We start from the raw sequence: 11,942 nt of genomic DNA, 5'->3' as shown, positions 1-11,942 counted from the left end.
TCATTTGCTCGGCGAGCCCTCACTTGGAGACCTGGGCGTCGCGCCAGGCAATCAGCTTGTCGCCGGGAATGACCGTGCAGCGCGCCGACAGGCGAATCGGCCGTGGAAAGTCGGGCCGGGTCTTGATCCAGCGCCAGAGGGTGGCCGTCCCGATGCCGAGCAATTCGGCAGCTTGCTTCGGGCGGTAAGACTGGGCAGGTGATGCCATTCGTCGCTCCAATTGAACCCGCGTTGCGTCATGCATGCGGTATGGAGTGACTGTCAATTCACGGGAACAATGGCGCTACGCCGCTTCGATGGAAACGGCATGAGGCATCAGTGGATGTCATGCGGCGCATCGTCGGATGTCATTTGCCGTATCGCTGGACTTAGTGTGTCGGATCCGGGGATCTGACGCACCCACGCAGGGCCGGGGAACAACTCAGAAAGCAACCTGCGCACCGTGCTAGCCGACCTGCCGATCTCCTCAGCGATCAAGGTGGCGGCGGAGTCCTTGGGCAGGTGCATGAACTTCGGGGCCGCCTCCTTCACTTTGCTTGTCGTTTGCTCGCCGATCTCGCGTCGCCCCGCCGCGCCACGTTGGGCGTTGTGCTGCGAAAAATCTTGGATCGCCCCGAGATAGCCGACCATTTGCGGAGCGAAATCCTCGAATGTCGCGTAGAGATCGGCGTGGCCTTGCAAGAACGGCTCGTCGACCGCCTGCATCGCGGCTGCGCGATGGTCGCCCATCGGGATGTTCGCCAATCGGGCATACGCTGTTGCTTGGAGATTCGACAAGGCGAAGCCAGCGTGGCAAATCCCGTACAGCAACCGAACCGCCTCGGCCGCCCTGAGTCTGGGGTCGCTCGGCTGGGACTCTCCAGTCGCGGGCCTCAGTTCAACAATGTGCTTTTCGAGATCATCGGCGGTCGTACCTTCCGGAAAGCACTTGGCCTTGATCGCCATAGGCATCAGTATCTCGTCGATCCGTGCTTGAGCGCCCGCCCAGTACCTGTCCATATCGGGTTTCAACAACATCGCGCCTTCACGTCCTTTAAGTTATCACGTGACGTTCCAAGCCAGCGTGCTTGGGGGGCGGGGCCCATCGTTGACCCGACCGTCAGAAAAATGATCGAGCGAGATTATGCGCGACGGTTTGAGACGCTAAGAGCGTCGTTTTCTCTGAGAGCGACAGCTGCCCTCAGGCCGCCGCCCTCAGCGGGATCACGTCTGCACCGATGCGCAACTTGTCGAGGTAGTCAGACCAACGCTGCATCATCTCGCGCCGCGCGGGCAGGTGCGCCGTTCGGTTGTAGGCCCGGCCGTTGGGGTCCTTGACCATGTGCGCCAGTTGGTGCTCGATGAAGTCCACGCGCTCGCCAAGCACCTCGTCCATGATCGTGCGGGCCATCGCGCGGAAGCCGTGCGCGGTCATCACCTCCTTGGCATAGCCCATACCACGCAGCGCGGCGTTCACGGTGTTCTCGCTCATGGGGCGTTCGCCGGTGCGGATGCTGGGAAACACGTACTGCCCGTGGCCGGTGGCCGCGTGCTGGTCGCGCAAGATGGAGACAGCCTGCACCGACAGGGGCACGATGTGATCGACGCCCATCTTCATCTTCGCGCCAGGGATTCGCCACTCAGCGGAATCGAGGTTGATTTCAGACCACTCGGCCGCGCGCAGTTCGCCGGGACGCACGAACACAAGAGGGGAAAGCTTTAGGGCAGCGAGCGTGTACCGATGGCCGCCATAGGCATGGATGGCACGCAGCAAGGCGCCGGTCTGCTGTGGATCGGTGATGGCCGCGTAATTGGTTTTCTCGATGGCCACCAGCGCGCCACGAAGGTCGGCCGTCACATCGCGCCCCACCACGCCGGTGGCGACGGCGTAGCGAAAGACCTGCGAGCAAATCTGAACAATGCGGTGGGCGCTTTCGTGGATGCCGCGCGCCTCCATGCGCCTAGCTACCTTGTCGAGGATGTCCTTGGCCTTGATCGTCGCGATCGGCCACTTGCCGATGTAGGGGAACACATCCTTTTCGAGCCAGTTGGTGATCTTGGCTTGAGTGATCTCTGCGCGCTTGTTGGCAGTGTTCTTCAGCCAGTCGCGAGAGACGGCCTCGAACGTGTTGGCTGCTGCCGCGGCCTTGGCTGTTTTCTCCTCGCGCTTGGCCACGCTGGGGTCGATGCCGTGGGCTAAAGTTTTGCGGGCCTTGTCGCGCCGCTGACGGGCTTCGGCCAGAGTGATCTCGGGGTAGATGCCCAGGGCCAAGGTCTTGGCCTTGCCGTCCATGCGGTAGTCCATGCGCCAGTACTTGCCCGCCGCCTTCACGCGCAGGTACATCCCGCCGCCATCGGCGTAGCGTTCGCCGATTTCGGCGCCCTTGTGTTTGACTTGCCTGACGAAGGTATCCGTGAGTGCCATTGCTGATCCGCGCGTTTTTAGTGTCGGTACTTCGATTTCGGGTGCTTGGTCGGTACCGACAGAAGTACCGACAAAGTACCGAGATGAAATGCTACAACGCGAGACAACCTCGGACAAAGAAAAACCCGCTTCTCCTAGGAGGAGAGCGGGTTTAGAGACAACGCGAGGCTATGTGAGTCGAGTAACTGGTCCCGCCGCCAGGAATCGAACCTGGATCTCAGCCTTCGGAGGGCCGAATTCTATCCGTTGAAATACAGCGAGGAATCGGGGTCCGGCGTGCACCGGAGCCCGTGATTATGGCCTATCAAGCGCCGAGTGTTTCAGGCTCGCTCTCCACAGGGGCGCCAGCCGCCGGCCGGGCGAACCCGAGTCCCGCCAGATACACCCGGAACGTGCGCCTGCCCGTGGCCACCAGCTCGAAGGCCTCTGGGTCGAGCAGCCAGTTCTGGATGAGCCCGCTGATCAGCGCATGCAGCCCCTGCGCCGCCACATAGCCGGGCACCGGCAGCTTGAGGTGGCCGCGCCGCGCGGCCATGCGCAGGGCCTTTTCGAAATCGGCCACGCAGGCGTTGCGCGCGTCCAGGTGGCGCTGCTGCACCGAGGCCATGTCGTGCGTGTACTCGACCTTGTGGGTTGCCACGTCGAACACACGGCGCACCTGCGGGTCGGTGGTCATGAGGGTCAGCGCGTGGACCATGCCCTCCTCGATCTCGGCCAGCGGGTCGTCGGTGCCCGGCATGCTGGCGGCCCTGGGGCCGGCCTCCAGCGGCAGGATGACGCGCTCCATCATCGCGTTGAAGAGGTCGGCCTTGTCCTTGAAATGCCAATAGATGGCGCCGCGCGTGGCGCCGGCCTGCTGCGCAATCTGCTGCAGCGTGGTCTGCGAGACACCTTGCGCCTGAAACAGCAGCTCCGCGGCATCGAGCAAGCGATGCCGCGTGGCCAATGCCTCTTCCTTCGTACGACGTGCCACCCAGTCTCCTGATTTGTAAAGGCAACGCCCTTTCAGTATCGTGGGGCCATTGCTGGCTGTCACTATACATCCATGAATGTATGTAAACTACCGGGCTTCCCCGATGGCCCGCCTGTCTGCGCTGGTTTGCGGTTCGCTCCGTGAAATGCGCCATCTCCCGTCTTCGCTTCAAAGGAATCGCATGCCTCTCCTGCATGTTTCGCGTCACTCGTCCTTTTCGCCGCGTCTCGCGACCGTGGCTGCCGTCGTCCTGCTGGTCCTTGCGGGCTGTGGCAAGAGCGATGCGCCCGCCGCCCCGGGCGGCGCTGCCGGCGGCGCCCGCCCTGCCCCTGAAGTGGGCGTGGTGGTGGCCGCACCGACCGACGTCGGCCTGGTGACCGAACTGCCCGGGCGCCTCGAAGCGTCGCGCGTCGCCCAGGTCCGCGCCCGCGCGGCCGGCATCCTGCTCAAGCGCGAGTTCCGCGAAGGCAGCGACGTGAAGGCCGGCCAGTTGCTGTTCCGCATCGACCCCGCACCGCTGCAGGCCGCCGCCCAGAACGCCCAGGCCACGCTGGCCCGCGCCGAAGCCAACGCCGTGCAGGCCAAGGCCCTGGCCGACCGCTACAAGCCGCTGGTCGAGGCCAACGCCGTGAGCAAGCAGGAATACTCCGTCGCACTGGCCTCGCAGAAGACGGCCGAAGCCGACGTTATCTCGGGCCGCGCCGCCGTGCAGACCGCCAAGATCAACCTCGGCTATGCCGACGTGACCGCGCCCATCTCGGGCCGCATCGGCCGCGCCCTCGTGACCGAAGGCGCGCTGGTGGGCCAGGGCGACGCCACCGAGCTGGCCGTGGTGCAGCAGATCAACCCCGTGTACGTGAACTTCACGCAGTCGGCCACCGACGTGCTGAAGCTGCGCCGCGCCGTGGCCGACGGCCAGTACAAGCGCGCCGGCGGCGGCGAGGCCGCCAGCATCCGCGTGGTGCTGGAAGACGGCAGCGACTACCCGCTGGAAGGCAAGCTGCTGTTCTCCGACCTGACGGTCGACGCGACCACCGGCCAGATCACGCTGCGCGCCGAAGTGCCCAACCCCAAGGGCGAGCTGCTGCCCGGCCTGTATGTGCGCGTGAAGCTCGAGCAGGCCCAGGCCACCAACGCCATCACGCTGCCGCAACAGGCCGTGACGCGCACCCAGCAGGGCGACACGGTGTCGGTGGTCAGTGCCGACGGCAAGATCAGCCAGCGCACCGTGAAGATCAGCGCCGCCAAGGACAACCAGTGGGTGGTGCTCGACGGCCTGAAGGCCGGCGAACAGGTGATGGTCGACGGCTTCCAGAAGCTGCAGATGATGCCGCCGGGCACCCCCGTGAAGGCGGTGCCGTGGAAGAAGCCGGAGCCGAATGCCGCCGCAGCGCCCGCCGCCGCAGCCTCGGGTGCAGCACCAGGCGCCGCACCGGCCGCCGCAGGTGCAGCCGCCCCCGCCGCGGCACCCGCAGCGAACGGCCAGGCTTCGGCCCCGGCCGAGAAGAAGTAAGCAGGAGCGCGCCCGCATGGCCAAATTCTTTATCGACCGCCCGATCTTTGCCTGGGTGATCGCACTGTTCGTCCTGGTGATGGGCAGTGTCGCCATCACGCAGCTGCCGATCTCGCAGTACCCGCCGGTGGCGCCTCCGGCCATCGTGATCAACGCCGCCTACCCCGGCGCGTCGGCCCAGACGCTCGAGGACAGCGTGCTGTCCGTGATCGAACGCGAAATGAACGGCTCGCCGGGCCTGATCTACATGGAATCGGTGGCGCAAGCCGACGGCACCGGCACCATCACGATCAGCTTCGAGCAGGGCACCGACCCCGACCTGGCGCAGGTGGACGTGCAGAACCGGCTGTCGCGCGCAACGCCGCGCCTGCCGGCCACGGTGACGCAGCAGGGTGTGCGCGTGGACAAGTCGCGCAACAACTTCCTGCTGTTCACGATCCTGTCGTCCGACAACCCGGCCTACGACCCGGTGGCGCTGGGCGACTACGCCTCGCGCAACATCGTGCCCGAGCTGCAGCGCATTCCCGGCGTGGGCCAGGCGCAGCTGTTCGGCACCGAGAACGCAATGCGCATCTGGATCGATCCGGCCAAGCTGCAGGGCTTCAACCTGTCGCCGCTGGACGTGAACAACGCCATCAAGGCGCAGAACGCGCAAGTGGCCTCCGGCACCATCGGCGACCTGCCGAACGTGCCGGGCCAGGCCATCGCCGCCACCGTGGTGGTGAACGGCCAGCTCGCCAACGTCGACCAGTTCAAGAACATCGTGCTGCGCGCCAACACCGACGGCTCGACCGTGCGGCTGAAGGACGTGGCCCGTGTCGAACTGGGCGGCCAGGCCTATGCCACGTCGGCGCGCCTGAACGGCCAGCCGGCCGTGGGCGTGGGCGTGCAACAGACGCCTTCGGGCAACGCGCTGCAGACGGCCAAGGCCGTGCGCGCCAAGATGGACGAACTGTCCAAGTACTTCCCGCAGGGCGTGAAGTGGGCCATTCCGTACGACAGCTCGCGCTTCGTGAGCATCTCGATCACCGAAGTGGTCAAGACGCTGCTGGAAGCCGTGGCGCTGGTGTTCGTGGTGATGTTCATCTTCCTGCAGAACTGGCGCTACACGATCATCCCGACGATCGTGGTGCCGGTCGCGCTGCTGGGCACCTTCGCCACGCTGCTCGCACTGGGCTTCTCGATCAACGTGCTGACCATGTTCGGCATGGTGCTGGTGATCGGTATCGTGGTGGACGATGCGATCGTGGTGGTGGAGAACGTCGAGCGCATCATGAGCGAAGAGGGGCTCTCGCCGCTCGAAGCCACGCGCAAGGCCATGAAGCAGATCTCGGGCGCCATCATCGGCGTGACCGTGGTGCTTATCTCGGTGTTCGTGCCGCTGGCGTTCTTCGCCGGCTCGACCGGCAACATCTACCGCCAGTTCTCGGCGGTGATGGTGGCGTCGATCGCCTTCTCGGCGTTCATGGCGCTGTCGCTCACGCCCGCGCTGTGCGCCACGCTGCTCAAGCCGGTGGAAGCCGGCCACCACCACGAGAAGCGCGGCTTCTTCGGCTGGTTCAACCGGGTGTTCACGCGCACGGCCAAGGGCTATGAAAGCATCGTCTCGCGGCTGCTGCGCCGCGCGGCGCGCTACCTCATCATCTACGCCGTGATCATCGGCGCGGTGGTGGTGGCGTACATGCGCCTGCCGAGCTCGTTCCTGCCCCAGGAAGACCAGGGCAACATCATCGTGAACGTGCAACTGCCCCCGGGCGCCACGCAGGAGCGTGCGCTGTCGGTCATGCAACAGGTGGAAGGCTTCATCCTGAAGCAGCCCGAAGTGCAGAGCATGGTGGGCGTGATGGGCTTCAGCTTCTCGGGCCAGGGCCAGAACGCCGGCCTCGCCTTCGTGACGCTGAAGGACTGGGACGAACGCAAGGACCCGGCGCACTCCGCCAGCGCGCTGGCCGGGCGTGCCTTCGGTGCGCTCTCGGGCATCCGCGACGCCTTCATCTACCCGCTGAGCCCGCCGCCCATTCCCGAACTGGGCAACGCGACCGGCTTCAGCTTCCGGCTGCAGGACCGCGCAGGCGCGGGCCACGAGGCGCTCGTGAACGCGCGCAACCAGCTGCTGGGCATGGCCGGGCAGAGCAAGATCCTGGCGCAGGTTCGCCCCGACGGCCTGGAAGACGCGCCGCAGCTGCAGATCGACATCGACCGCGACAAGGCGAGCGCACTGGGCGTGACCTTCGACGCGATCAACGCGACGCTGTCGACCTCGCTGGGCTCGAGCTACGTGAACGACTTTCCGAACCGCGGCCGCCTCCAGCGCGTGGTGGTGCAGGCCGACGCGCCGGCCCGCATGCAGCCCGACGACCTGCTGAAGCTGACGGCGCCCAACACCCAGGGCCTGCCGGTGCCGCTCTCGGCCTTCGCGACCACGAAGTGGGTCAAGGGCGCCACGCAGACGGTGCGCTACAACGGCTACCCGGCCATCCGCATCAGCGGCGACGCCGCACCCGGCTTCAGCACGGGTGCCGCGATGGCCGAGATGGAAAAGCTCGCCACGCAGTTGCCTGCGGGCTTCGGCTTCGAATGGACCGGCCAGTCGCGTGAAGAAAAGCTCGCGGGCTCGCAGTCGATCATTCTTTACGGCTTCGCGATCCTGGCGGTGTTCCTCTGCCTGGCCGCGCTGTACGAAAGCTGGACCATTCCGCTGGCGGTGATCATGGTGGTGCCGCTGGGCGTGATCGGGGTGCTGCTGGCGACCATGCTGCGCTCGTACTCGAACGACGTGTACTTCCAGGTGGGCCTGATCACCATCATCGGCCTGTCCGCGAAGAACGCGATTCTGATCATCGAGTTCGCGAAAGACCTGCAGGCGCAGGGCAAGGGCGTGATCGAGTCGGCGCTCACCGCGGCCCACCTGCGGTTCCGCCCGATCGTGATGACCTCGCTGGCCTTCGGCCTGGGCGTGCTGCCGCTGTTCCTCGCCTCCGGCGCGGGTTCGGCCAGCCAGCGCGCCATCGGCACCGGCGTGATCGGCGGGATGATCACCGGCACGGCGCTGGCCGTGTTCTTCGTACCCATCTTCTTCGTGGTGGTGCGCACCCTGTTCAAGGGCAGCGCGCGCCAGCGCGAGGCCGACAAGCGGCACGCCGAAGCCGCCGGCATCGTGGAGGAACCGAAACATGAATAAGAAACTGATTCCCACCGCCCTGGCAGCGGCCCTGCTGCTGGCCGGCTGCTCGCTGATTCCGACCTACGAGCGTCCCGCCGCGCCGGTGCCGACCACCTACCCGGGCGACCCGACGCAGCCGGCCGGCCAGGCCGCGGCCAACCTGCCGTGGCAGGACTTCTTCACCGACCCGCGGCTGGCGGGCCTGATCCAGACCTCGCTGGCCAACAACCGCGACCTGCGCGTGTCGGTGCTCAACATCGAGCAGGCGCGCGCGCAGTTCCAGGTCGAGCGCTCGGCGCTGTTCCCGGCCCTGGGCCTCACGGGATCGGGCTCGCGCTCGAGCCCCAACGCCTACCAGGCGATCGACTCCAGCCTGGGCAGCGTGTCGTCGCAGTACAGCGTCAACTTCGGCTTCACCGCCTGGGAGCTGGACTTCTTCGGCCGCATCCGCGCGCTGAAGGACCAGGCCCTGGCGCAGTACCTGGCCACCGACGAGACGCGCAAGGCCGTGCAGATCAGCCTGATCGCCTCGGTCGCCAACGGCTGGCTCACGCTGCTGGCCGACGACGAGCTGCTCGAAATCACCCGCCAGACGCTGACCACGCGCGAAGAGTCGGTGCGCCTGACCAAGCTGCGCTTCGACAACGGCGTGTCGTCCGAGCTCGACTTCCAGGCCGCGAACTCGCTGCTGGAGACGGCACGCGCCGCCTATGCGCAGCAACAGCGCACACGCATGCAGGACGAGAACGCCCTGGCTCTGTTGCTGGGCGCGCCGGTGCCGGCCGAAGCCACCGCGGGCAGCACCAGCCCCACCAAGGGCCTGGAAGGCATCAACCCGATGCCCGACGTGCCCGCCGGCCTGCCGTCGGACCTGCTGGCCGAACGCCCCGACATCCGCTCGGCCGAGCAGCAGCTGATTGCGGCCAACGCCAACATCGGCGCGGCGCGCGCCAACTTCTTCCCGCGCGTGTCGCTCACCAGCGGCATCGGCACCGCGAGCACCGAGTTCTCGGGCCTGTTCGACCGCGGCTCCAAGGCCTGGTCGTTCGCGCCCACGGTGACGCTGCCGATCTTCGATGCGGGCCGCAACATGGCCACGCTCGACTCGGCCAAGGCCGGGCGCGAGATCGCGGTGGCGCAGTACGAGAAGTCGGTCCAGACGGCGTTCCGCGAAGTGGCCGATGCGCTCGCGGGCCGCGCCACGCTGGGCGAGCAGGTGCGCGCGCAACGTGCGCAGGCCGATGCCGAAGGCGTGCGCTTCAAGCTGTCCGACCTGCGCTACCGCAACGGCATTGCCAGCGCGCTCGACCTGCTGGACGCGCAGCGCTCGCTGTTCACGGCCCAGCAATCGGCCGTGACCACGCGCCTGCTGCAGTTGCAGAACCAGGTCACGCTGTACAAGACGCTGGGCGGCGGCTGGGCCACACGCGACAAGGGCTGAGCCATCGGGTCGCCGCCTAAGGGTAGGTCCCTTGCCCCTTCGGGCAAGGGGTCTCTCTATAATCGCCGGTTGGTTAGAAGAAGCCCCCCGACGAGCCCCCGTTATTGAGGACGCCATGAGCGCAGACCCGCATTACCAGGCCACAGAAGAAGCCCACACCGGGCCGATCAAGAACCCGAAGCAACTGCTGCTGGCGGTATTTTTCTCCTTCATTGCCCCGATCCTGATCATCGTGGGTCTTGTCGCCTACGTGGTCTCGGGCAACAAGCCCGCCGGCACCGCCGAGGGCGACAACATGGCGCTCTACGGCGTGACCAAGGAGGCACGCGACCGCGAAGTGGCCGAGCGCCTGAAGCGGGTCGGCGCCATCGAGGTCCGCGACGCCAACCGTCCGCTGGCCACCGGTGAGGCCGTGTTCAAGGCCCAGTGCGCCACCTGCCACGGCGCCCCCGGCATTCCCGGCGCCCCGCACTTCCAGGACGCAGCCGCCTGGGGCCCGCGTATCGGCCAGGGCTATGCCACCCTCCTCGAACATGCCCTGAAGGGCAAGGGCGCCATGCCTGCCCAGGGCGGCGGCGACTTCGAAGACCTCGAAGTGGGCCGCGCCGTGGTCTACATGGCCAACGCCGGTGGCGCCAAGTTCCCGGTGCCGGACCGTCCGGCGGCGGCGCCTGCCGAAGGCGCTTCGGGCGCGGCTTCAGCGGCAGCCCCGGCAGCCAGCGAGCCCGCCAAGTAAGCGTTTTCCCTGGTCAAGCGACACACGCAAGAAAGCCGGCCCAGCGCCGGCTTTTTCAATGGCGAACCGCGTGGCGAAGAAGCTCAGGGCCTGGAGGACAACGCGGGGGCCTCGTCGGCGTGGCGCTGCGCCGGGCTCAGCACGTGCCCGAAGCGGCCTGGCAACTCGCTGGCCTGCACCGCCTCCGGCTCCCACAGGCCCCGCTCGACGGCCTCGGCCGCAATCCCCACGTCCTGCGTGTGCACCAGGCCCAGCCCGATCGGCGAGGCCAGGTAGAGCCTGCCCTCCTCGTCGAGCAGGCAGCCCGACACCTCGACCGCCTTGCCGGTGTGGGAGGTGACGCTGAAGCCATCGCCCTCCTCGGCCACGCGCCACACCCAGGGCGCGGCCTCCAGCTCCATGTACACGCGCTGCGGCCCGTTCTGGAAGAACCATTGCCCTTCGTCGTCGTGCTCGTAGTTGCGGTGAATGAAGTCGATCAGCTTGTCGTGCCGCAGCATCGAGCCCTTGGCCGTGCGGAACGGGCCTTCGGCCTGGGTGCGGTCGTCGCGCATGTACCAGTTGCCGCGCGCGTCCAGGCCGAGCCAGCCGTAGCAGTGCGGCACGTTGGGCCACTTGGCGATTGCTTGTTTGACGATGTCGTCCATGGCGTCATTCTCTTCCCGTGCGCAAGAGCGCACCGTCAGCCGATATGCCGCGTGTGCCGCCGTACATCTGCAGCCAGCTGCCCACACGCTGGGGCATGCCCTGCACATGCCCCGGCGGCAATCCCATCGGAAAGCCCACATGGCCGCCGTGCGCGGGCTGCCACAGCGTGACGTGCGGGCCCACCTCGCCGGGCCGGGGCAGGCTCGCGGCGGGAATGAACGGGTCGTTGCGGGCGTTCACCACCAGCGCGGGCACGCGGATCGACGCCAGGTGCGGCTTGGCCGAGCCGCGCGACCAGTAGTCGGCGACGTCGCGAAAGCCGTGCAGCGGCGCGGTGAACACGTTGTCGAAGTCATGGAGGTTGCGCGCCGACACCAGCCGCTCACGGTCAAACAGGCCCGGGAACTGCGCCAGCTTGGCCAGCGCCTTGGGCTTCATGGTGTTGAGGAACATGCGCGTGTAGACCAGCTTGTTGAAGCCGCGGCCGATGGCCTCGCCACCCGCCGCAAGATCGAGCGGCGCACACACGGAGGCCACGGCGCCCACCACGCCCGAAGCCGTTTCTCCGGCTTCCGAAGCCCATCGCATGAGCGCATTGCCGCCCAGCGACACGCCCGCGGCCAGCACCGGGCCGCCGCCCTTGGCCACATGCTGCTCGCGCATGCGCGCCAGGATCCAGCCGATTTCCTCGAAGTCGCCCGAGTGGTAGGCGCGCGGCGCCAGGTTCAGCTCGCCGCTGCAGCCGCGGAAATGCGGCACGGCAAAGGCCATGCCCTGCGCCGCGGCGAAGGTGGCGAAGGCCTCGGCGTAGTGGCTGCGCGACGAGCCTTCGAGGCCGTGGAACAGCACCAGCAGCGGCGGCGGCGCTGGTGGTGGTCCTTCAGCCGATGACGCCGCAGGCGCGTCCACGAAGTCGACATCGATGAAGTCGCCGTCCGGCGTGGGCCAGCGCTCGCGCCGGTAGACCGGCGCCGGCCCGTCGAAGCGCCGCGCATACAGCGCGGCCCAGATGGTCTGCAGGTTGCCGCCGGGCAGCCAGCGCGGCGCCAGGTAATCCATTGCCG

At 67.1% G+C, this 11,942-nt stretch carries 10 protein-coding genes and 1 tRNA gene; 4 read left to right on the top strand and 7 right to left on the bottom strand.

Features of this window, described 5'->3' with window-relative positions; translation table 11 throughout:
* Positions 1-19: 19 nt before the first annotated feature.
* The 5 genes from ACSFBM_RS28715 to ACSFBM_RS28695 form a co-directional block, all read right to left on the bottom strand.
* Entirely contained in the window at positions 20-208 is a 189-nt protein-coding gene (locus ACSFBM_RS28715) for a helix-turn-helix transcriptional regulator (RefSeq protein WP_435487430.1), read from the bottom strand.
* A gap of 107 nt (positions 209-315) precedes the next feature.
* A complete protein-coding gene (locus ACSFBM_RS28710; RefSeq protein WP_435487429.1) occupies positions 316-1,017 on the bottom strand; it encodes a hypothetical protein in 702 nt (233 codons plus the stop codon).
* Between the two features lie 163 nt (positions 1,018-1,180).
* On the bottom strand, positions 1,181-2,404 hold the full coding sequence (locus ACSFBM_RS28705) for a tyrosine-type recombinase/integrase (protein WP_435487428.1): 1,224 nt from the start codon (positions 2,402-2,404) through the stop codon (positions 1,181-1,183).
* 186 nt (positions 2,405-2,590) lie between these two features.
* Positions 2,591-2,665 (bottom strand) — tRNA-Arg (locus ACSFBM_RS28700).
* A 43-nt stretch (positions 2,666-2,708) separates the two neighbouring features.
* Positions 2,709-3,377, bottom strand: coding sequence for a TetR family transcriptional regulator (locus ACSFBM_RS28695; RefSeq protein ID WP_435487427.1), 669 nt, complete (start codon positions 3,375-3,377; stop codon positions 2,709-2,711).
* A 181-nt stretch (positions 3,378-3,558) separates the two neighbouring features.
* On the opposite strand from ACSFBM_RS28695, the gene ACSFBM_RS28690 reads away from it, so the two are divergent.
* The 4 genes from ACSFBM_RS28690 to ACSFBM_RS28675 all read left to right on the top strand — a co-directional run bounded on the left by ACSFBM_RS28690 (position 3,559) and on the right by ACSFBM_RS28675 (position 10,230).
* Entirely contained in the window at positions 3,559-4,890 is a 1,332-nt protein-coding gene (locus ACSFBM_RS28690; RefSeq protein WP_435487426.1) for an efflux RND transporter periplasmic adaptor subunit, read from the top strand.
* Between the two features lie 16 nt (positions 4,891-4,906).
* A complete protein-coding gene (locus ACSFBM_RS28685; RefSeq protein ID WP_435487425.1) occupies positions 4,907-8,071 on the top strand; it encodes an efflux RND transporter permease subunit in 3,165 nt (1,054 codons plus the stop codon).
* Entirely contained in the window at positions 8,064-9,494 is a 1,431-nt protein-coding gene (locus tag ACSFBM_RS28680) for an efflux transporter outer membrane subunit (RefSeq protein ID WP_435487424.1), read from the top strand. Before ACSFBM_RS28685 ends, ACSFBM_RS28680 begins: the two co-directional genes overlap by 8 nt.
* Before the next feature lie 115 nt (positions 9,495-9,609).
* Positions 9,610-10,230, top strand: coding sequence for a c-type cytochrome (locus tag ACSFBM_RS28675; protein ID WP_435487423.1), 621 nt, complete (start codon positions 9,610-9,612; stop codon positions 10,228-10,230).
* 83 nt (positions 10,231-10,313) lie between these two features.
* Here ACSFBM_RS28675 and ACSFBM_RS28670 read toward each other — a convergent pair whose 3' ends face one another.
* On the bottom strand, positions 10,314-10,877 hold the full coding sequence (locus tag ACSFBM_RS28670) for a DUF2946 family protein (RefSeq protein ID WP_435441103.1): 564 nt from the start codon (positions 10,875-10,877) through the stop codon (positions 10,314-10,316).
* 4 nt (positions 10,878-10,881) lie between these two features.
* Complete coding sequence (locus ACSFBM_RS28665) at positions 10,882-11,937, bottom strand: YheT family hydrolase (protein ID WP_435487422.1); 1,056 nt, start codon at positions 11,935-11,937, stop codon at positions 10,882-10,884.
* Positions 11,938-11,942 lie beyond the last annotated feature (5 nt).

It is taken from the genome of Variovorax pasteuri, assembly GCF_051216435.1.
In the GTDB taxonomy this organism is placed as follows: domain Bacteria; phylum Pseudomonadota; class Gammaproteobacteria; order Burkholderiales; family Burkholderiaceae_C; genus Variovorax.
The sequence above is the reverse complement of the archived record's forward strand: the minus strand, read 5'-3'. Positions and strand labels throughout refer to the sequence as shown.